Origin of the sequence: Blautia sp. JLR.GB0024 (assembly GCF_037000545.1) — a bacterium.
GTDB lineage: Bacteria > Bacillota > Clostridia > Lachnospirales > Lachnospiraceae > Blautia > Blautia celeris.
Map to the genome: position 1 here is coordinate 12,858 of NZ_JBANBF010000001.1, position 22,198 is coordinate 35,055.

The 22,198-nt window shown below is 48.8% G+C and carries 19 protein-coding genes and 1 pseudogene; 18 read left to right on the plus strand and 2 right to left on the minus strand.

The features are described 5' to 3' along the window. The first annotated feature begins 73 nt into the window (after positions 1-73). The 13 genes and pseudogenes from V8Q34_RS00070 (at position 74) to V8Q34_RS00125 (ending at position 14,604) form a co-directional block, all read left to right on the plus strand. Positions 74-1,681, plus strand: coding sequence for a sensor domain-containing diguanylate cyclase (locus tag V8Q34_RS00070; RefSeq protein WP_227210017.1), 1,608 nt, complete (start codon positions 74-76; stop codon positions 1,679-1,681). A 161-nt stretch (positions 1,682-1,842) separates the two neighbouring features. Continuing rightward, on the plus strand, positions 1,843-2,709 hold the full coding sequence (locus tag V8Q34_RS00075; protein WP_335834486.1) for a hypothetical protein: 867 nt from the start codon (positions 1,843-1,845) through the stop codon (positions 2,707-2,709). Between the two features lie 12 nt (positions 2,710-2,721). Beyond that, complete coding sequence (locus V8Q34_RS00080; RefSeq protein WP_033142747.1) at positions 2,722-3,546, plus strand: MBL fold metallo-hydrolase; 825 nt, start codon at positions 2,722-2,724, stop codon at positions 3,544-3,546. Between the two features lie 276 nt (positions 3,547-3,822). Then, positions 3,823-4,614, plus strand: coding sequence for an SseB family protein (locus V8Q34_RS00085; protein ID WP_033142748.1), 792 nt, complete (start codon positions 3,823-3,825; stop codon positions 4,612-4,614). Positions 4,615-4,628: 14 nt separating this feature from the next. Then, a complete protein-coding gene (locus tag V8Q34_RS00090) occupies positions 4,629-5,435 on the plus strand; it encodes an amidohydrolase family protein (protein ID WP_054352859.1) in 807 nt (268 codons plus the stop codon). Positions 5,436-5,480: 45 nt separating this feature from the next. After that, positions 5,481-6,314: a PHP-associated domain-containing protein gene (locus tag V8Q34_RS00095; protein WP_033142750.1), complete on the plus strand. Its 834-nt coding sequence runs from the start codon at positions 5,481-5,483 to the stop codon at positions 6,312-6,314. 2 nt (positions 6,315-6,316) lie between these two features. Continuing rightward, the gene (locus V8Q34_RS00100; protein WP_335834489.1) at positions 6,317-7,609 is read left to right on the plus strand and encodes a homoserine dehydrogenase; all 1,293 of its coding nucleotides are present in this window, start codon (positions 6,317-6,319) and stop codon (positions 7,607-7,609) included. A 2-nt stretch (positions 7,610-7,611) separates the two neighbouring features. Next, positions 7,612-8,817, plus strand: coding sequence for an alanyl-tRNA editing protein (locus V8Q34_RS00105; RefSeq protein WP_335834490.1), 1,206 nt, complete (start codon positions 7,612-7,614; stop codon positions 8,815-8,817). 7 nt (positions 8,818-8,824) lie between these two features. Then, positions 8,825-8,956 (plus strand): annotated as a pseudogene (locus V8Q34_RS27465) (hypothetical protein); the annotation flags it as partial. Beyond that, on the plus strand, positions 8,907-9,971 hold the full coding sequence (locus V8Q34_RS00110) for a phosphotriesterase (protein ID WP_353964000.1): 1,065 nt from the start codon (positions 8,907-8,909) through the stop codon (positions 9,969-9,971). The pseudogene V8Q34_RS27465 and the gene V8Q34_RS00110, both read left to right, overlap by 50 nt. Before the next feature lie 390 nt (positions 9,972-10,361). Next, a complete protein-coding gene (locus tag V8Q34_RS00115) occupies positions 10,362-11,339 on the plus strand; it encodes an Rpn family recombination-promoting nuclease/putative transposase (RefSeq protein WP_335834491.1) in 978 nt (325 codons plus the stop codon). A 394-nt stretch (positions 11,340-11,733) separates the two neighbouring features. Continuing rightward, the gene (locus V8Q34_RS00120; RefSeq protein ID WP_335834492.1) at positions 11,734-13,536 is read left to right on the plus strand and encodes an ABC-F family ATP-binding cassette domain-containing protein; all 1,803 of its coding nucleotides are present in this window, start codon (positions 11,734-11,736) and stop codon (positions 13,534-13,536) included. A 132-nt stretch (positions 13,537-13,668) separates the two neighbouring features. Continuing rightward, positions 13,669-14,604 carry a tocopherol cyclase family protein gene (locus tag V8Q34_RS00125; protein WP_335834493.1) on the plus strand — a complete coding sequence of 312 codons (936 nt, stop codon included), beginning with the start codon at positions 13,669-13,671 and terminating at the stop codon, positions 14,602-14,604. Here the strand turns inward: V8Q34_RS00125 and V8Q34_RS00130 are convergent. Next, on the minus strand, positions 14,574-14,957 hold the full coding sequence (locus tag V8Q34_RS00130; RefSeq protein WP_225305343.1) for a winged helix-turn-helix transcriptional regulator: 384 nt from the start codon (positions 14,955-14,957) through the stop codon (positions 14,574-14,576). The two genes, V8Q34_RS00125 and V8Q34_RS00130, sit on opposite strands and share 31 nt — an antisense overlap. 234 nt (positions 14,958-15,191) lie before the next feature. Between V8Q34_RS00130 and lon the strand changes: the two genes are divergently transcribed. Then, on the plus strand, positions 15,192-17,459 hold the full coding sequence (lon, locus tag V8Q34_RS00135; protein WP_227210009.1) for an endopeptidase La: 2,268 nt from the start codon (positions 15,192-15,194) through the stop codon (positions 17,457-17,459). 48 nt (positions 17,460-17,507) lie between these two features. Further along, positions 17,508-18,134: a flavodoxin family protein gene (locus V8Q34_RS00140; RefSeq protein WP_033142757.1), complete on the plus strand. Its 627-nt coding sequence runs from the start codon at positions 17,508-17,510 to the stop codon at positions 18,132-18,134. 51 nt (positions 18,135-18,185) lie between these two features. On the opposite strand, the gene V8Q34_RS00145 is transcribed toward V8Q34_RS00140, so the two are convergent. Further along, positions 18,186-20,648: a cation-translocating P-type ATPase gene (locus V8Q34_RS00145; protein ID WP_118594059.1), complete on the minus strand. Its 2,463-nt coding sequence runs from the start codon at positions 20,646-20,648 to the stop codon at positions 18,186-18,188. Between the two features lie 143 nt (positions 20,649-20,791). On the opposite strand from V8Q34_RS00145, the gene V8Q34_RS27470 reads away from it, so the two are divergent. From V8Q34_RS27470 to V8Q34_RS00155, 3 genes are all read left to right on the plus strand, one after another. Continuing rightward, a complete protein-coding gene (locus V8Q34_RS27470) occupies positions 20,792-20,959 on the plus strand; it encodes an aminoglycoside 6-adenylyltransferase (protein ID WP_227210006.1) in 168 nt (55 codons plus the stop codon). Between the two features lie 119 nt (positions 20,960-21,078). Further along, the gene (locus tag V8Q34_RS00150; RefSeq protein WP_335834494.1) at positions 21,079-21,801 is read left to right on the plus strand and encodes a hypothetical protein; all 723 of its coding nucleotides are present in this window, start codon (positions 21,079-21,081) and stop codon (positions 21,799-21,801) included. A gap of 56 nt (positions 21,802-21,857) precedes the next feature. Beyond that, complete coding sequence (locus V8Q34_RS00155) at positions 21,858-22,124, plus strand: DUF1905 domain-containing protein (RefSeq protein ID WP_033142759.1); 267 nt, start codon at positions 21,858-21,860, stop codon at positions 22,122-22,124. Positions 22,125-22,198 lie beyond the last annotated feature (74 nt).

The following is a 22,198-nucleotide window of genomic DNA, read 5'->3' on the forward strand; positions in this document are numbered from 1 at the left end:
ACATAAAATACAGGAAAAGCAAAAAGGATATAAAAGTGTAATGGAAGACTACATACCTGGGGGGAATACGTTTATGCAGCGGAAGAAACTGGAGGGCCGGAAAAAGACGGCGGTTATGGCAGCCGTCTTTCTTGCGGTCAACATACTGGCAGTCTGTCTGATCGGCAGAGGAGAGATAAGAGCAATTGACGGAAATCTGGCAGAACATGCAGGTGACACGGGAACGGCTTTCCATGAGATTATGGAGAATTACAAGCACTCCTTCCGGCTGTTTGCTGAGATGATGACACAGGAGATCGGAAACCATCCCGAGCCTGACGCCATCTGGGATTATTTAAAAAGCATTGATTCTAAAATGCTGGAGATTGAAGGAGATACCTTTGACGGGCTTTATATGTATTACAAAGGCCGCTATCTCTATAGCTGGGACACGCCATATTCCCAGTACGAGGAAACCGGGTATGTTGCCACGGAGCGTCCATGGTACAAAGCTGCCGTGGAGGGAAAAGGGGAGATCGTATTCACACCCCCTTATATGAGCTACGCAAACCATTACATTCTGACTACGATCTCGCAGCTTCAGCCTGACGGGGAGACTGTCTTTGCCTATGATATCAAAATGGGGGATATCCAGAATCTGGTGTCAGGACTGGACCGCTATGAGAAGGAACAGGTAATGATATTCGACGGCAGCGGAACCGTTATAGGAAGCACGGAAGAAAAGTATCTGGGAGGCAGCCTGTACGCGTCTTTGGATGAAACAGCAGACAGTGTGGAGGCTGCCAAAAAAGAGATGGAGGATGCCGCATCCGGTGCCCCGGAGGAACTGGCAAAGGCCAAAGATAAGAAGGAAGCAGCAGAGGCATTCTATGCTTTCAGGCAGGATTTGGGGAACGGGATGGAGAAGCTTCTTGATAAAAAAGAAGAGACGGTCCGTCTGAACCTGAACGGCAGGTCACAGTTCGGATATCTGCACAGGGAGCAGGATTTTAACTTTCTTGTATTGGTGCCTGCCATGTCCATTGTGAAGGCCACCATGACGGTATGGCTGATTCCTCTGCTTTTGACGGAGCTTCTGCTCATCTACGTCATAGGACGTGTCAGCAAGGGAATAAAGAACCGGGAGCTGAGAGATGCCTATGTGGAGCTTGGACAGACACAGAGAAGACTTGAAATCGCCCTGAGCGCGGCCCAGAAGGCTGCGGCAGTGGATGACCTGACCGGAATGATGAATTTCAAGTCCTTCCGCAAAGAAATCACCTCAGCCCTGGATGATATGGAGGAAGAGGAGAGAGGTATTCTGGTCATGATAGACGGAGACCATTTTAAAAGCATCAATGATAACTACGGACACAGTGTGGGGGATGAGGTGATCAAACTGACCGCACAGATGATCATCGGACGAATCAGGACCGTGGATCTGGCTTCCCGTCTTCACGGCGATGAGTTCGCAATCTTTATTGCCAACACCTCCGATTATTCGGTTGCCAGACGGATCATGGAGGATATCAACAACACCATCGGCAAAGAGGCAAAACGCCGCAATATGCCGTCCATCACCCTGTCAGCAGGCGCTGTGATCGCCGGACACGGGGATACCTATCTTTCCCTGGCAAAGGCGGCAGATGAAGCGCTCTATGAAGCAAAGGTCACCCACAACGGCGGATTTGCTTATCAATAAAAGAATATCTGACCTGTGAAAAGAAAAGCACAAAGGCTGCAGGCTCCGACAGAGAAGGAGCGGCAGCTTTTGTGTTTTTATTGTTTTATGGTTATATCTGTCATTGGAATAAACGGAAACTTAGGGTATAATATGGAATAGAAACAGGAAAGGAAAACGCCATGAAAAAAAAGACATTGATTATAATTGCAGTAACAGGTGTGCTGGCCGCTGCTGCGGCTGTTTCGGTTTTCTGGTTTGGAAAGGAAAAAAGGGACAGGGAGGCAGAAGCTGCGGCTTTGGAAGCCCTGTTTTTGCGGGACGGGACCGGTGAGACGGTGGGAAACTATCTGTTCGTAGATACCAGAAACGGAACCCCTTTTACAGGCCCTCTTCCGGAGGGTGCTGTTCTGGATGAACGGGGAGATGAGCTGGAATCGTGGGAGCTTGAAAACGGCGACGTGGTAAAAATCTACGGCAACGGCGCTATGACCATGTCCTATCCGGGTCAGTATCCGGGTATCACCAAAATCGTAAGGATAGAAAAAGAGAACCGGGAGCTGCTGGAACAATACGGTGAACTTCTGAAGCAGTTCAGTTTCCAGGAAGAAGCCTCCTCCCTGCCTTTTTTGAATCTGGAGTACAGCCAGCCTCAGGCAAATGTCACAGCAGCAGTAAACACTGTCGGCGGCTACCGCTGGGAATATGAAAATGAGGACGGTGAGACGGTCAGTGAAACCACAGACGCACCTTCCATTCTGCAGTGGAGCCAGTATGAGGAGATAAAGATACAGGAGCATACGGAAGTAAAACTTGTGTTTTCAAAAGAACCGGAAGAGATCACGGTGACCCGGTACGACTCTTCCATGCAGGGACAGGCAGGGGAGTCAGGGACAGAACCTGAGGGGGAATCCGTGGCGGTCTCTGCGGGGGAAGAGGGCAGTGTCCTGCAGGCAGAACCGGGATTTATCTACAGTGTAAAAGTGAAATGGGACAACGGGGAAGCGGAATACGGATTTCAGACCTTCCCCATGCCTTCCCTGCAGTAGAGGAGGCAGCAGATGAAGATAACGATATTGAATGAAAATACAGTTTACAGACAGGGGCTTTTTGCAGAACACGGGCTGTCTGTTCTGATCGAGGAGAATGACAGAAGGTTTCTGATGGATACAGGGCAGAGCGATGTGTTTTTAAAAAATGCGGAGACCCTGGGTGTGGACCTGACAAAACTGGACGGTATCATACTGAGCCACGGCCATTATGACCACTGCGGAGGCATGGAATATCTGGATGGCAGCGGCGGGATGCCTCCTGTGTACATACAAAAAAGCGCCTTTGAAAAGAAATACAGCGGTATGGAAGAAGACAAGCGCTTCATCGGCATTCCGGACAGCCACGCTGACTGGATGGCCCATGTCCGCTATACCAAAGACCTGGAAGAGATTGCCCCAGGCTTCTGGCTGATCGGGAAGATCCCGTACCGCACGGATTTTGAAAAGCGGCCTGCCGGCTTCTGGATCCGGGACAAAAAAGACGGAGGGCTTTGCTGGCGGGCAGATGAGATGGAAGATGAACAGATACTGGCCGTGAGCACAAAAAAAGGACTGTGCCTGTTCATGGGCTGCAGCCACAGAGGTGTGGTCAACTGCATTCTGCGGGCAGAGGAAGCCTTGCCGGATATACCTGTTTACAGTGTATTTGCAGGTATGCATCTTGGCAGGGCAGGGGAAAAACAGATCACAGGGACGATTGAGAGCCTGCAGAAGATGAACATCCCGGTGCTCATGCCGGTCCACTGTACGGGAAAAAGGGCAGCAGGTATGATGGCAGCGGCATTTGGAGATTCCTGTATCCTGCCGGAGACCGGACAGGTGCTGGAGTTTTGAGGTTACTGTTCCCTGCGTGCCCAGCAACCCGCTTCGCGATGCACAGATATGGAGCATTCTGCTCCATATCGCGCTGGCTGTCTCGGGATTTTCATGCCTTCGGCCTGAAAACACCTCGCGGGACAGTGGCGTGTGAACAGTAATTTGTAAATTTCCTGCCATAACACAGAATGCAAATTTTTGAGGACAAGAACAGGATTTAGGTGTATACTAAAAGAAGAAAAAGCTGGCAGATCTCTGCCGTTAAAAAAATATACAACAGGAGAACATAGAACAATGGACAAAGTAAGAATGGAGACAATTAAGAAAATTCAGCAGATGGAAGCCTTTTACGTGCTTTTTTCCAGAGGAACCAACAATCCTTTTATCATCTGCGACCCGGAGACATATAATGATCAGGTGTGGGTCTTTGAGGACAGCAAGGATTTGGAGGAAAAGGCAAAACCGTATATGGAGCAGAAAAATCCTGTGGCCTCCATCAAGGTGGAGAACAAAAGTTTCCTGAATTTTTATTCCACACTTTTTACACTGGGTGTCAATGAGGTGGTTTTTGTGGAAAAGGATAAGACCACGGAATTTGACCTGGAGGAGATCGTGCGCAGACCGGATTTTTCCCAGCTCCCGGAGAACCAGAGACCGCTGTTTAATCCCCAGCTTCAGCTCACAGGCATTTATTTCATGCAGGAATTCAGAAGGGGCGTGGAAATGTCTGAGAAGGCGAACATCAATGAGCTGGAAGAAGAGATGGCAGCCAATCTGGTAAAGAGCAAATTTCTGGTGGCAGTGGAGAAGCAGGAGGAAGGCCAGGAAAATGTCCAGGTCCCCTATATCAAGAACAAGAACGGCGATGTATTCCAGCCTATTTTTACAGACCCGGGCGAATTCGCAAAGTTCAACAAAGATAAGAAGTTTAAGGCTGTCGTGGTAGAATTTAAAAATCTGGACAAAATATTAATTCCGCTGGCAAAAGGCGTTGTGGTCAATCCCCAGGGCTTTAATCTTATTGTCATGAGTGAACAGTTTGAAAACCTGCTGAAGCGTTTCGGAATCCAGAAAGAAAGCAAATAGGCGGGGCATCCAAAATGATCATAGATTTCCATACACATATATTCCCGGATAAAATAGCCGGGGCGACCATAGAAAAGCTTTCAAAAGCATCCGATTCTCCGGCATATACTGACGGAACCAAGGACGGACTTAAAAGATCCATGGAAGAGTCCGGGGTGGATATATCCGTAGTCCTGCCGGTGGTGACAAAGCCGCAGCAGTTTTCGTCCATTAACCGCTACGCAAGGGAGATCACTCCGGAAGAGTTCTGCGGCGGCGGTGAGTTTCTCTCCTTTGGCGGCATCCATCCGGACACGGAGAATTATAAGGCAGAGGTGGACCAGATCGCGGATATGGGTCTGAAGGGGATCAAGCTGCATCCGGACTATCAGAGAGTATTTATTGACGATATCAGGTACATGCGTATTATGGACCGGGCGGCAGAGCGGGGACTCATTGTCGTTGCCCATGCAGGGGTGGACGTGGGGCTTCCTGAAGTGGTACACTGTACACCAAAACGTGTGGAACATGTGCTTCGCCAGATAGACGGGGGAATCCTGGTAATGGCACACATGGGCGGCTGGAACTGCTGGGAGGATGTGGAGAAGTATCTGGCAGGCAGCAGGCTTTATTTTGATACCGCTTACAGCCTGGGACATATGGAGGATGAACAGTTCATACGTCTGTCCCAAAAACACGGCGTGGATAAAATTTTGTTTGCCACGGACAGTCCATGGGATGGTCAGAAGGAATTTTTATCCCGTTTACGGGAAATGAATATGAAAGAGGATGAAAAAGAAGCCATTTTGGGGGAGAATGCGAGACGAATTTTAAAGCTGTAGATTTGTTTTGAGATCTGCAGCCTGTTGGGAAGGAGATGTTTTGTCGTGAAAATTGACATGCACTGCCATACAAAAGAAGGATCTATAGACGGCAAAGTGAGCATCGAAGAATATATCCGTATGCTGAGAAACCAGGGATTCGGCGGAATGCTCGTGACGGATCATGATTCTTATGGGGGATTCCGTCATTGGAAAAAGAATATCAAGGGTCAGAAATACTCAGATTTTGTGGTGCTCAAAGGAATCGAGTATGACACGCTGGATGCAGGACATATTATTGTCATTATGCCGGAAAGCATCAAGCTTCGTCTGCTGGAGCTGCGGGGGATTCCCATTCAGATGCTGATTCCCATAGTACACAACTATGGCGGAATCCTGGGACCGGCTCATCCCTGCGGGGAAAAATACATGAGCTTTATGAATGCCAAGGCCTATAAGAGGAATCCTGATATTTTAAAAGAATTTGATTTTATTGAGACCTTTAATGCCTGTGAATCCTTAGAGGTCAATGAAAGGGCAGCCAGGCTGGCAGAGAAGTACAATCTGACAGGCACGGGCGGAAGTGACGCCCACAGGGCTGACTGTGTGGGAAAAGCATACACAGAGGTGCCGGACACCATTACCTGTGAATCGGATCTGATCACGGAGATCATCAAAGGCACCAAGTTTGAGTGCGGCGGCGAGATCTATAATAAGACCACCAAGGACAAAATAGGTAAGGCCAATGCGGTTCTGGTCCATTCCTTTTGGGTCTACAACAAGATTGGTGGATGGAGCAAGGCCTTTAAACGGAATAACAAGATGAAAAAAGGGTTTATCGAGAGGGTGGAGCAGGTTGTGAAACCCAAAAAGGAGGAGCCGGAGGACGGAGAAGAATAGTTATGAGTGAAAAAGTGATAAAAGCTGCCCTGCTGGGGCTTGGAACCGTTGGAAACGGTGTATATAAAGTTCTGAAAAACCAGAGAGAAGAGATGGAGAAAAAAATCGGAGCCGTGGTGCAGGTGGAAAAGATCCTGGTCCGCAATCTGAAGAAAGCGGCTGCCAAGGTGGAAGATCCTTCCATACTGACCAATGACTGGAATGCCATTCTGGAGGATCCGTCCATTGAGATCGTGATCGAGGTCATGGGTGGATTTGAGCCTGCAAGGACTTATATTCTGGAAGCGCTGCGGGCAGGCAAGCATGTGGTGACGGCAAACAAGGATCTGGTGGCCTCCAATGGCGGGGAGCTGTTAGACTGTGCGGCTGAGCACCAGTGTGATTTCCTTTTTGAAGCAGCAGTGGCCGGGGGCATACCCATTATCCGGCCGCTGAAGCAGTGTCTGGCCGGCAATCATATTGAGGAAGTCATTGGCATTGTAAACGGCACTACCAACTTTATCCTGACCAAAATGACCCAGGAGGGGATGGAGTTCTCTGAGGCGCTGGCTCTGGCCACAGAGCTTGGCTATGCGGAGGCGGACCCGACTGCGGACATCAGGGGATATGACGCAGGGCGCAAGATGGCGATCATGGCATCTATTGCTTTTAACTCACGGGTGACTTTTGAGGATGTGACCACTGAGGGCATCACTCATATCACAGCAAAGGATATCCGCTATGCAAAAGAGCTGGGCTGTCTGATTAAGCTGCTGGGACTTGCAAGGAACACAGAGACGGGAATCGAAGTGCGGGTACAGCCCATGCTGATCTCCGAGAGCCATCCCCTGGCTTCTGTGAATGACTCCTTCAATGCGGTCTTCGTAAGAGGAGACGCTGTGGGAGATACCATGTTCTACGGCCGAGGTGCCGGAGAAATGCCCACAGCCAGTGCCATTGTTGGGGATGTATTTGATATTGTAAGGAATATCCGGTTCGGCTGTACCGGAAGGATAAGCTGTACCTGTTACAAAGAGCTGCCTGTGAAGAAGGCAGATGACATGGACAGCCGCTTCTTCCTGCGCCTGCAGGTGGATGACAGACCTGGTGTGCTGGCCAGCATCGCCAGTGTGTTAGGCAATAACGACGTGAGTATTGCGCAGATGATACAGAAAAATAAAGACGGGGATCTGGCTGAGATCGTGGTCGTGACATCAAAGGTGCGGGAAGGCAATTTCAATGATGCCATGATGATAATCGAGGGCATGAGTGTGGTACATAAGGTTTCGGCCCTGATCCGCGTGTATGGAGACTGAACATGACTGAAAAATTATTTTACAGAGACAGCATGATAAAAGAATTTCAGGCGAAGGTGGTTTCCTGCAGCCCGCTGTCTGAGGAAGAATATACAAATAGAGGAATAAACTATGAGGTGGTTCTTGACAGAACCGCCTTTTTCCCGGTGGGGGGAGGCCAGTATGCGGATACCGGTGTTCTGCGCCTGGCGGATTCGCAGATCCGCGTTCTGGATGTGAGAGAGCAGGACGGCATTGTCCTTCATTGTACGGACAGACCGGCAGAGCCCGGGACTGCTGTTACGGGGGTACTGGATTTTGAGGAGCGTTTTTCCAAAATGCAGCAGCATACGGGAGAGCACATTGTATCCGGGATCGTAAACCGGCATTTCGGTTACCGGAATGTGGGATTTCATCTGGGAGATGAAGCTGTGACCATGGATTATGACGGCCCTCTTTCCGGGGAGGAGCTGCGCAGGATCGAGTGGGAAGCCAATCGGGCAGTGGCAGAGGATATCCCCATAGAAGTCCTGTATCCCACTGAGGAGGAGCTGGATACCATGGTCTACCGCAGTAAGATCGAGATTGAGGGTCAGGTCCGCATTGTCCGTATTCCGGGATATGATACCTGTGCCTGCTGTGCGCCCCATGTAAAGACAACAGGAGCGGTGGGAATGATCAAGATCACCGGTGCTATCCATTATAAAGGCGGCATGCGGGTGAATATGCTCTGTGGTTTCCGGGCGCTTGAAGATTATAACAGAAAAGAGGAGAGCGTGGCAGCCATATCGGTCAGACTTTCAGCCAGACAGGAGGAGGTCGTGCAGGCAGTTTCCCGCCTGGAGGAAGAGATTGCCGGACAGAAAGAGAAGATCAAACGTCTGCAGGAACACTATCTGAAACGCCGTTTGTCAGAGGTCACACCTGATACACCGGCAGTGCTTCTGTTTGAGGAGGAGCTGGACCCGGCCGCCATGCGTCGTTTTGTCAATGATGCCATGGAGATCACTGAGGGTATCTGCGGAGTATTTGTAGGCAGTGACAAGGCGGGCTACCGCTATGTTCTGGGCAGTTCAGGAAGAGATATCACTGCTCTTGCAAAAGAGATGAATCAGGCCTGCAGCGGAAAAGGCGGCGGCAGACCACCCATGGTACAGGGGTCTTTGACAGGGAAACGGAAAGACGTAGAGAAGGTGCTTTTGGGCCGGAAAATCTCCAGCAAAGTGTGACGTACAGGCTGCTGAAAGCAATTTTCAGACACGCTCCGGCGTATATTTATGGATTGGAGGGTTTTACATTTATGAAACGAGTAACAACCGTGTGCGGGGATATTGCTCCGGAAGAATTGGGATTTACGGATATGCATGAACACATTATGTTCAACGGCGCAGATATGGGGGCAATCTGCAGACCGGCCATGCCCACGGACCTGCCGGTCAAATACGAGGATAAGGTCTCCCTGGAGAATATCGGATTTTTGAAGAGAAACTTTCCGCTGGTGCAGGATGCCATGGATCTGAACGACGAGGCCGCCATGACCCGGGAAGTGCAGGAATATAAAGATTCCGGCGGAGATTCCATGGTGGAGCTGAGTGTCCCCGGAATCCGTCTGGATGTGGAAGCAGTCAGACGAATCTCAGAGAAGACAGGCGTCCATGTCATTACCGCTGCCGGTTATTATGTGGAGACTTCCTGGAATGGAAAATATGACGGATGGAGTATCCGGCAGTTTTATGACCATCTGATGGATGAGATCGAAAACGGAATCGAGGATACGCAGATCCGGCCGGGCTGTGTAAAGATTGCACTAAACGATTTTACAGAGGCAGAGGAAAAAGCGCTGAGAGCCGGCGGCCAGGCGGCAAAAGACACGGGGATGTCCATTACCGTACATCCGGATTATGCCTTCGGCGGCACGCCGGGTGAGATCGTGGAGATTCTCATGGAAGAAGGCGTGAATCCGGAGAAGATTGTTATCGCCCACATGGAGACAACCGTGAAAAGACCCATGAAGGAAATGGTCCTCTATCCGGAAAAATGGGGATTGGATCTTGACGTGGCAAAACGTGTGCTGGATAAAGGTGCAAATTTTTCAGTGGAATTTTTATCAGGTGACATCGGCCTGGAGGCCCTCGGAACCGCGCCGATTCCGGACTGGATGAAAATGGCAGGCATTGTGCGCCTTATCCAGCAGGGATACAGCCGCCAGATCGTACTCGGCACAGACATGTGTGTAAAGACCATGTGCAGACAGTTTGGCGGAGAGGGATACTGCAGGCTGACAAAGTTCGGTGTGCCTGCCCTGAAGAAATACGGTGAGGTCTCTGACCTGGCTGTCCGCAATATGACTGTAAACAATCCGGCCAGGATTCTTGCATACTAAATCAGGGCACTGTGTTTTTTTGTTAAGGGTATAAAGAAATTACATAATGCATAGGAAACAGGGGTATCGTTCCGTCTTTGGGAATCGGATACTCCTGTTTTTTTGCTTCAAAGTGTGCTGTTGTCTATAGGAGTACCGGTATATAGTTGTTCTTGAGCAATATTAAAAACAGATATTGCAATATAATAATATGCATTATATAATAGGAGTATAAGCAGAAGAAATAATGTTTATTTGTTCTTATTAAATTTTATAGAAAGTTCATTTGCTCTTTTTTTCTCCGCATGATATTCTGGAAACATCAAATCGCTGCATCTAGCAGCATATGTATCCATTCCGGCCGTTCGGCCAGACGATTTCCAGAAATTAAAAATGATATAAGGAGGAAAAATGGGAGTAAAAGATAATATCATTACGCCGTATTTTGAGGACTCTACTGTGTTCTGTGATTTTATAAACGGTGCTGTTTTTAAAGGAAAACAGGTATTGCGGCCGGAAAACATAGAACAGTTACCAAGAGAATTGATCATGCAGCTTCCCTGGGAAACGGATGGCAGATCAAATCAAAAGACCTTGATAAGAGATACAGTGAAACAGGCATATTTTCATACAATGTACGTGATCTTTATTTGTGAAAATCAAAGTGAGGTGCATTATGGAATGCCGGTGCGTATGCTTCTATACGATTCTGTCCAATATGGAGAACAGATGAAAAAGAGGCAGAGAGAAAATAAGAAAACCGGAGACTTGAAAACATCAGCGGAGTTTCTGTCTGGTCTTCATAAAGGAGAGAAACTTATGCCGGTAGTAAGCGTTATTTTTTATTATGGAGACAGTCCCTGGGACGGACCGCTCAGCATGGAGGAAATGATTCTGCTGCCGGATGATACGGCAGAATTAAAGGAGTATCTGCCGGGGTATAAAGTGCATTTGATCGATGCCAGGAACACAGACCCGGATAAATTTTCGGGTGATTGGAAAGTGATCCTGGAAACATTGAGATGCGGAAACTGTAAGGATGATCTGTTAAGATATGTAGAAAGTCATGAAAAAGAACTGGAAGAATTATCGGCGAAAGCAAGCAGAGCTCTGCTTACCATGCTGGGCCGGGATATAAAAGCAGAAAAGGATAAGGAGGAATTTACCATGTGCAGAGCATTGGAAGAATTAAAAGAAGAAGCAAAAATGGAAGAAGAGATTCATGTGATCCGCAAACTGCTGAAAAATGAACTCACACCGGCAGCCATCAGTCATTGGCTTGATATGGACAAGGTATATATTGAGAGGATTGTGGAACTGCAGAATCAATACCCTGACTACAGCAATGCACAAATCCTGGCTGAATATGAGGTATCAAATGCAAAATAATTTTACAAATGATGCAAAACCTTTCTATCATGAACCCATATGAGGGCACAGCAGCCTGAAGTCTTCAACATCCTGACAGGAAATCCACCATGCATCCGGCGGACGTGGTGTATGCCATAGATAAGGGAAGGTTACTGTTCACGGCCAATGTCCCGGGAGGTGTTTTCCCCAAGGGGATGCTGCGCGATGCGAATCAAAATCCCGAGTTAGCCAGCGCCAAAATGCAATTTATTGCATTTTGTGTGCATCGCGAAGCGTGTTACTGATCACAGAACTGTGCTTTTGCAGGGCCGTGAACAGTAACAAGGGAAGGCTGTCCGGATAGAAGTTGACGTTCTGTTAAAAATCATTTATGATGAATATGGTCAGAATGAGAATAAGAGGAGCGTCACAAATGAACATATTAAATATAGAACATATCAGTAAAATATACGGAGAAAAGACAATCTTCGAGGATGCATCTTTCGGTATCCACGAAGGTGATAAGATAGGCATCATCGGGATCAACGGCACAGGAAAGACCACACTTCTCAGAATGGTTGCGGGAATCGAGGAGCCGGATGCAGGACAGATCGTCAGACAGAACGGACTGCGTATTGCATATCTGCCTCAGAACCCGGAATTTCCTCAAGATGCAACGGTTTCTTCCTATGCCCTCGGAAAGTCGGCGGAGACAGACTGGAAGGTGCAGAGCAATCTGACGAAGCTTGGAATCGCGGAGTATGACACACCGCTTGCACAGTTGTCAGGAGGGCAGAGAAGGAAGGTGGCTATGGCTAAAGTGCTGGCCTCTGATTTTGACGTTCTGCTGCTTGACGAGCCTACCAATCATCTGGATGAGGAGATGATCGTCTGGCTGGAAGAGTACCTGCGGGAGTACAGGGGCGTGGTACTCATGGTGACCCATGACCGCTACTTCCTGGACAAGGTCTCCAACCGGATCCTGGAGATCAGCCGGGGAAATATGTACAGCTATGATGCCAATTATTCCAGATTCCTGGAGCTGAAGGCCGAGCGGGAGGAGATGGAAGTGGCATCTGAGCGCAAACGGCAGAGTGTCCTTCGGATGGAGCTGGAGTGGGCGAAGCGCGGCTGCAGAGCAAGGAGTACAAAGCAGAGGGCAAGGCTGGAACGCCTGGAAGCTCTGAAAAACGGAAAGGCTCCGGTACAGGACCAGGCGGTGGAGATGGATTCCGTGGAGACAAGGATGGGGAAAAAGACCATCGAACTGCACCATGTGAGCAAAAGCTATGGTGAAACCAAATTGGTGGATGATTTTGACTACATTGTGCTGAGAAACCAGAGACTGGGCATTATCGGTCCCAATGGCTGCGGAAAATCCACCCTGATCAGAATGATCGCAGGTCTGATACAGCCGGACGCGGGAGAGATTGAAATCGGGGAGACCATAAAGATCGGCTATCTGGCACAGGAAGAACCGGATCTGGATACGAACCAGCGGGTGATCGACTATATCAAGGATATTGCAGAGTATGTGCAGACAAGAGATGGAAAGATCAGTGCCTCCCAGCTCCTGGAACGCTTTTTATTTACTCCGGATATGCAGTACACGCCTGTGTGTAAACTCTCCGGCGGTGAGAAGAGAAGACTGTATCTGCTTTCCGTGCTCATAAGCGGAGCCAATGTGTACATTCTGGATGAGCCATCCAACAACGTGGATATCCCCACACTCACCATTTTGGAAGATTATCTGAATTCCTTTTCCGGGATCGTGATCACAGTGTCCCATGACAGATATTTTCTGGATAATGTGGTGGACCGGATCTTTGAATTTGACGGCAATGGCCATCTGCAGCAGTATGAGGGCGGATACACGGATTATCTGGAAGCCAGGAAAAACAGGTCTGCAGGTACGGACAGCGGTGTTTCCCTGAAAAAGGAGGTACCGGAGAAAAAAGAAGGGGCCAAAGAGTGGAAGCAGAGCCGTCCGGCCAAACTGAAATTTACGTTCAAGGAACAGAGAGAGTATGATACCATCGACGATGACATTGCGGCTCTGGAGGAGAAGATAGAAAAACTGGACAGAGATATGATGGCAAATGCCACCAATTCATTAAAGCTGTCTGAGATTACTGCCGAGAAGGAAAAGGCGGAGGCAGAACTGGAAGAGAAGATGGAGCGCTGGGTCTATCTGAATGACCTGGCGGAAAAAATAGAAGAACAGAAAAACGCCTGAACAAACAGCGTATAGCGTTTAGAAATGCCGTACATCCTAACTATGTCAATAAAACAGACGCAGTCATATGGGCACAGCCGGTAAAACACCGGTGCCCATGTGCAGATGAATTGAGACATAGAGGTGAAGAACATGAAAGAAACATGTATTCATAAGGGATGTGCGGCATTTTTGTTCCCTTATTTTGAAGGCTGGTATCTGAAACACCAGAACCGGGACGATACCATTGCATTTATTCCCGCAGTCCATGCGGATCAGAACGGACAGTGGACCGTATCCCTGCAGATCGTGACTGAGGAGGGTTCCTGGTATTTTACTTATCCCAAGGAGGCCTGCCGCGTCAGCAGAAAGCCCTTTGCTGTAAGGATTGGAAGAAATATTTTCACGGAAAAGGGAATACAACTGGATATAAAAAGCAGAGATTTGACGGTAAAGGGAAGTATTGCGTATGGGCCTTTTGACAGGCTGAGGTATGATATTATGGGATTTTTTAAATATATTCCCTTCCTGCAGTGCAGCCACGGCGTACTGAGCATGCATCACAGTCTCAGAGGCGGACTGACGGTAAACGGCAGGAAAATCCCTATGACAGGCGGAAGAGGGTATATTGAGACAGACAAAGGCCGTTCCTTTCCGAAGTCCTATCTCTGGACGCAGTGCGGATTCGGGGAACGCAGCAGTGTTATGCTGTCTGCTGCGGATATTCCCTTTTTGGGTTTTCATTTTCAGGGGTGTATCTGTGTGGTACACTGCAGGGGCAGGGAATACAGAATGGCAACTTATCTGGGCGTCCGCATAGAGGAATACGGGGAGGGCCAAGTGACTGTCAGGCAGGGAAAGATGCGGCTCTGTGTACACAGGCTGGAGGAGGCATCCCATGACCTGAAAGCCCCCGTGCGCGGGGAGATGACCCGCACGATCCGGGAAAGCCCTTCCTGCCGCGTCAGATATGAATTCTGGCTGGGGGACGGGCTGGTATTTGATATTATTTCAGAACAGGCATCCTTTGAGCAGGCAGATGAAAGTGCGGGCAGCACCTATTTTACCTCCCTGCATTCTCCGCAGTAGGGGGATTGTGTCCGGAGTTTATCCATATGGAGTTTCCCCCATTTGGACAGGCTTTCAAGCGGCTCCAGAATGCTGCGCCCTTCTTTTGTGAGGGAATATTCCACCCGGGGCGGTATCTCATTATACTGCTCCCGGTGGACAATTCCGTTTTCTTCCAGTTCTTTTAGAGACTGGGAGAGCATCATATTAGTGATACCTACAAGCTTTCGTTTCAGGCTGTTGTACCGCACGGATTCTTCCCGTGCCAGGATACAGATAATGGGGAGCTTCCATTTTCCTCCCACCATATTCAGGGCGTACTTCAGCGGACAGACCGTGTTGTTTTCCTCTTTTTCCATGGATGATGCGTACATAAATCCTTTCCTGCAGCCATTCAGTCAGTTGAACAGCTGCCTTTTCCTTTCTATAGGATCTGAGTAGGTATGAAAAAGCATACCAGGTATGAAAATACTGCGTACTTGTAAAATAATTATTGAATGGTAAAATTATATCACAATACTTGGCGGATTCCAACGGATTCGCTATATATTTTAACTTGATGCTAGCACTCGATTGGGTTGAGTGCTGATAAAGTGAGGAGGATGCATATGATTACAATACCTATTTTTGATATGATGATACTGCCGGGCGTTACCTTTTTTTTCAAAAAAGATATTTTTACAGACCAGGAGATAACAGCAGAGCATGTGGGCGAGGATGTTCTGTTCCTGATGATGAAGCAGGATAAGAAACGGGAGGACATGACACCGGAGGATATCTGTCCCATAGGGGTTTCCGGTAAGATCGAAAGCATAGACGAGGAAGGAAATATTCGTGTCCGTACAAAGGAACGGGTCACAATCTCCGATGTGGAGGTGACCATGCAGTCCATATCCGCCTCAGCAGCCATCTGCGGTGAAGTGGAGGATATTTCCGATGAAGAGATGCAGAAGCGTTTTGAGACACTGAAAAGAGATTTACTGAGATTTGTGCAGATGTTTCAGTGGGGCGTGTGGGCAAGGAGCTTTATCCTGCACTGGAAAAATATGAATGAGATCCTCTGCGCCCTCTCCGGCTACCTGAATCTGTCCTGGCCGGAAAAATATGCTGTTTTGGAGGCTGATACCAGAGGACAGAGATGTGAACGGATCGAGAAGGCCATTTACGAGTTTATCGAGCTGTTCAAAGTCAGCGAGGAGGCCCAGAGTGCCCAGAAGGAGACGCATGAACAGGCGTACAGAGAGTCAGCCATTAAAAAACAGATTGATTTTCTGCAGAATCAGTTGGATGAGATGCATCCTGAAAACATTTCCGATGTGCGCAGATTTGAGAACAAACTAAAAGAGTCGGGTATGAACGAGGAGGCACGAAAAGAGGCTGAAAAGGTATTAAACCGTATGAAGCAGGAGGGCAAGGACAGTCACGAGTACGGTCTTCTCTACGATTATCTGGATTTTGTGACAAGCCTGTCCTGGAAAACTGGTGAGAACCCTGACATTGATCTGGGAGAAGCGGAAAAAATCCTGGATGAGGAACATTACGGACTGAAAAAAGTAAAGGACAGGATCATCCAGCAGATCGCTGTCATGGCATTGAATAAAAAACAGTCAGGCTCCATTCTTCTCTTTGTAGGTGCCCCCGGTACCGGAAAGACAAGTATCGGGCAGAGTATTGCAAAAGCCCTCCACAGGGAATATGTAAGGATCAGCCTTGGCGGTATCCGGGATGAGGCGGAGATAAGGGGACACAGAAGGACGTATGTAGGCGCCATGCCCGGTCGGATCATGGAGGGCATGAAGCGAAGCGGAGCCATGAACCCGGTCATGGTATTGGATGAAGTGGATAAGCTGGCAAAGGATTACGGCGGTGATCCGGCAAGTGCACTTCTGGAGGTGCTGGACCCGGAACAGAACAACAGCTTTACAGACCACTATATGAATGTGCCCTATGACCTGTCAAACGTATTCTTCGTCTGCACGGCCAACAGCACAGACACCATACCGGAGCCGCTTTTAAACCGCATGGAAGTGATCCAGTTCCCGGGATATACACCCATTGAAAAGTCCCATATTGCAAGAAAGCATCTGCTTCCCAAGGCTATGAAGAGTATGGGCATCAAGGCCCAGAACCTGAAGGTGACGGATGAGGCCATTATGAAGATCATCAGCGATTATACGGCAGAGGCCGGTGTCCGCGGTCTGAAAAAACAGATGGATATCCTGTGCCGCTTTGCTGCGGTGAAGCTGGTCAGGGGAGAACAGAAGAGCATCACAGTCAGTGAAAAACGTGTCCCTGAATTTTTAGGAAGGAACGCCATGCATCACGAGGGGATTCTTCAGGAAGCCGTACCCGGTGTGGTGACAGGTCTGGCCTGGACCAGGGCGGGAGGAGAGATCCTGTTCGTGGAGACAACGCTGACCAGGGGAAGCGGAAAGGTGAGGATCACCGGACAATTGGGAGATGTAATGAAAGAATCCGCTGAGATAGCCCTGACACTGGTAAAGGCCATGTACCCGGAGGAGACGAAGCAGCTTGACGAGAAGGACCTGCATATCCATGTCCCCTCAGGAGCGGTTCCAAAGGACGGCCCATCTGCGGGAATCACCCTGGTGACTGCCCTGTCCTCCCTTGTGACAGGAAATGCGGTCAGCCCGGAATATGCCATGACAGGTGAGGTTTCACTCCGCGGCGGTGTTATGCCTATCGGCGGCCTTCCCGAGAAACTGATGGCAGCCCAGAGAGCGGGTGTGAAGAAAGTATTTATCCCTTATGAAAATGTGGAAGACCTGGAGGAAGTGGCAGAGGAGGTGAAGGAAAAGCTGGAGATCATACCGGTGAAAAAAGCAGCGGAGGTCCTGAAACGCGTTTTTTCATAAAAATGTGCGGAAAAGGCAGCGTCAGCAGACGGGAAAGAAGGCAGATAAATGAAAGTTCTTTTGATCAACGGAAGTCCAAACGAACACGGCTGTACCTACACAGCCCTCTCAGAGACAGCGGAAACGCTGCAGAAACACGGGATTGATACAGAGATCCTGTATCTGGGCAAAAAGCCGGTGGCGGGCTGCATTGCCTGCGGCAAATGCAGAGAGACAGGAAAATGTGTCTTTGACGACAAGGTAAATGAGGTGATAGATAAACTGGACAGCATTGACGCTATTGTAGTCGGCTCTCCGGTCTACTATGCAGGCCCCAGCGGGCAGCTCACCGCATTTCTGGACCGTTTGTTCTACAGCGGCGGCGGCAGAATGGCCGGAAAGCTGGGAGCCAGCGTGGTATCCTGCAGAAGAGGCGGTGCCAGCGCAGCATTTGACCGGCTGAACAAATATTTCACCATCAGCAGCATGCCAGTTGTCTCATCCCAGTATTGGAATCAGGTACACGGATTTACGCCGGAAGATGTGAGAAAAGACGGGGAAGGACTGCAGACCATGCGTACTTTGGGAGAGAATATGGCATGGCTGCTGAAATGCATTGAGGCGGGCCGTGAAAAGGGTATTTCGTTACCGGAATATGAGGAGCGCATAGCAACACATTTCATTATGCAGAAATAAAAGAAACGAGTGCAGGATACCGGCGGTAAGCGGCGGCAGCCTGCACTCCTTTTATGATAATCCGTTTATCCCGTGCTCTTTTAGACGGAGATAAAGATTGCGGCATTTTTCGATTGCCATGGTGAGGTATCTGAGCACCGGTTCTGTGGCAATGGCAAATACCACGAAGAGCATAATACATTTGGTGGACATGCCGGTGAGGGCAAACAGGTTGTTTAAAAACAGACTGCAGAAGATAAGCCCGGCAATGGTTCCCAGCAAAATCCCCACACGGATCTTGTTCATGGGCGCGCTGATCTTGTAGAGGATCATAAATCCCACGATTGCCAGCAGCATGGTGGCCGCGGTTGAGATATCCGTGGAGTTTACTCCAAAGGTCCGCCCGAACACCACCAGCGCTCCTACTGCCAGAACGTCCGTCAGTGCCGCCGGCATGGCTTTCAGGCATACATTGGTGAGAAAATGCCCCTTGATGATATTTTTATTCGGCTCCAGCGCCAGGAAAAAGGCCGGGATGCCGATGGTGAACATGCTGATCAGGGATACCTGTGAGGGTTCCAGCGGATAGGTCAGCATAAATACAACTGAGAACAGGGAGAGCAGGAAGGAAAAAATATTCTTAACCAGGAACAAACTGGCGGAACGCTGGATATTGTTTACCACCCGCCGTCCTTCCAGAACCACCTGCGGCATACAGGAAAAATCAGATTCCAGCAGTACAAGCTGGGAAGCCTGGGCTGCCGCGTCACTTCCTGAGGCCATGGCAATGCTGCAGTCCGCATCCTTCAGGGCCAGCACATCGTTGACACCGTCTCCTGTCATGGCAACTGTTTTGCCGGCTTCCTTTAAGATCTGTACAAACTGTCTCTTCTGGTTGGGAGTGACACGCCCGAAGACGGTGCTGTTCAGGACAGCCTCCCGCATTTCCGCGTCTGTCTCCAGTTCCGAGGCATCCACATAATTCTCAGCCCCGGCGATACCTGCCTGCTTTGCCACTTCAGATACCGTAGTGGGATTATCCCCGGAAATCACCTTCACCTCCACACCCTGCTCGGCAAAGTAAGTAAAAGTCTCCTTTGCCTGCCTGCGGATGGGATTTGCAAGGAGAATGTAACCTAAGGGGATGATGGGGCATTGGAGCGCTTTGCCGTCAATCTTTTCCTCGTAAGTTCCGAATACCAGGACGCGGGAACCTTTGGAGGCGTATTCTAATATTTCATCTCTGTAATCCTCATAATCCTCTTTCAGTACAAACTCCGGGGCGCCCAATACACAGGTCACATCCTCAAAGGTCACACTGCTGTATTTGGTGGCAGAGGAGAAGCCTGTTTTGCTCACGGCCTTTTTGCCGGAGGTGGTTTTGAAATGTTTTTTGATGGCAGCCATGGTGATGTTGTCACTGCTCATGGCCGCTGCAAAATCCCCGATCATCACAGACAGTGGTTCCATCTCTTCGGAGTCGTAATCTTCCGTTGCAATGACCTCCTGGACTTCCATGGAGTTTTCCGTGATGGTTCCCGTCTTATCCACACAGAGCACGTTGACCCTTGCCAGCGTTTCAATGCATTTCATATCGTGCAGCAGGACTTTTTTCTGGGCCAGGCGGATGGAGCTTACGGCCAGAGCCACGCTTGCGAGAAGGTACAGCCCTTCGGGGATCATGCCGATGACAGCAGCCACCATGGAGGTGACGCTGGAGCGGAACGCCTCATGCTGGAAGAAAAATGCCTGTATGAACAGCACAAGGCCAATGGGGATAATGGCGATGCCCACGAATTTTACCAGCTTATCCAGGGAGCGTATCATCTCTGACTGTTCCCCGCTCTGCATTTCCTTGGCCTCCAGAGTCAGGCGGGAGATGTAGGAATCCTTCCCCACTTTGTCAAGTCTTGCATGACACTGGCCGGATACGATGAAGCTGCCTGACATGAGCCGGTCGCCTTTTTTCTTGGTGATCTCATCCGATTCACCGGTGAGCAGGGATTCATTTACCTGCACTTCCCCGGCGCTGACCTCTGCGTCTGCGCAGACCTGGTTGCCGGCTTTGAAGATGACCATATCATCCAGCACCAGTTCCTCGGCATTAACCACTGAAGTTTTGCCGTTCCGCACCACTGAGGCATTGGGGGCATTTAACATGGTCAGATTATCCAGGACCTGTTTGGCACGCACCTCCTGAATAATACCGATCAGAGTGTTGGCAATGATGACCGGGAGAAAGGTCAAATCCCGGAAAGATCCCACGATACAGAGCAGGACTGCCAGCACTACGAAGATTAAGTTAAAATATGTGAAGACATTGTCATGTATGATTTCCTTTGTGGTCTTGGACGGCGGGTCCACCGCTTTGTTGGTCCAGCCGTGAAGTCTGTGCTCCTGCACCTGCTGGCTGGTAAGCCCGGTTTTGTAATCCGGATGATACCGGGTGGTTGGAATCCTGCGGTCCTTTTTTTCCTCTTGACTGTCAGATAGCTGGGGTTTTGTTTGTTTTTTCAGTTTTATCTGTTTTTTCACGAGTATACTCTCATTCCTTCCTGACGAAGACATTTTGTCTTTCGTATTTTCTGTATCTGATGCATATATTCTAACACAGAAGAGAGAAAAATACCAATTTATACACACAATTTTTGGACCTTTCATCCATTTTTTATACAGGTGTGGCAAAGGGGATGGTCCGTGATCAGATGCCTTATGCATGGAGGATGTATCATCAGGTGGTTCATGTTGAGCTTGAAAAAATGGCTGAGTGGTATATTGCGGCGGAGCATGATTTTTCCGTTCCCACAGGGATGCCGGAGAAAAGGATTATGATGTTACATAAATAACGGTTGGACTGTGCGGGAATAAAAGGTATAATTACAATAGAAAACAAAAAAATTGTTTCATATTGTGTTTCTGGTTAATGTTTATGTATCTGTAAATGAGTGATACGGGGGGATTGGGTATGAAGAATTTTTTAAAAGGTGTTATGATATTGCTGTTTGTTTTACTTATCTTTTGGGCAGGATATACGGTAGGAACGAACCGTATGGATCAGGAGGATTTTGGTGATTCCGCTGTTTTTTATGCTGAGATACTGGAAATAGACGGCAGATCCATGCTGGTATCAGGGCTGAAGGAAAATGATGTGAATTACAGAGGCGAGTTTAGTTTTCAGGTTACCGCTGATACAAAGATAGAATGGCATCATACCGATATAGCCTTAACCGAACTGATGCCCGGACAGCATATATCCATCACATTTTCGGGAGGAGTTCAGGAAAGTTATCCTGCGCAGATACAGGATGTAAGCAGGATCAGTCTGCTGGATGATGTAAATCCCCAGAGGGATAAGGCGGAGATCTCATCCGTAAAGAATTATTATATGAATGCAGAGGAGCTGGGAAAGACAGAGCAGAGTCTTCCCTGTCTGACACTTCTGGATAAGGATAATTTTGTCTTTTCGTATGATGTCCTCAGTTCCTATATTCCTATGGGAACGTATGAGATCACGGATGGGGAACTGATCGCGACGGATAAAGAAAAAGGGAGCCGGTATGTCTTTGAGGTAGTAGATGAAAATACATTGAAATTTATACAGGAGAAGTCCGCGGATGTATCTCTCACAGAGGAGAATGCGGGAGCCGTAATTACAGACGGGGCATTATTTGAACGGAAGCAAGTATGAGTATTTCTTCTGTTGGCCGGCAGGCTATATTTTAGGAAATCAGGAGGGAATGAGGCATGAATACAAGAATATATGAATTTGAGGCGGTTATAAAAAAGGTGCCGGATATAGATGGCGCATATATTGAATTTCCTTTTGATGTACGGGAAGAGTTCGGAAAAGGAAGAGTGAAAGTCCATGCAACCTTTGATGGTGAGCCGTATGACGGAAGCCTGGTGCGGATGAAAACACCAGGCCATATTATAGGAGTAAGGAAAGATATCAGACAGAAAACAGGGAAGCAGCCGGGGGACAGGATTAAGGTTACCATACAGGAGAGATAAATGGGGATGAACCATATGATCAGCAGGCCCGGTGTTTGGAAAATAGGACCGAAATTCATAAGCGGCTGCAAATG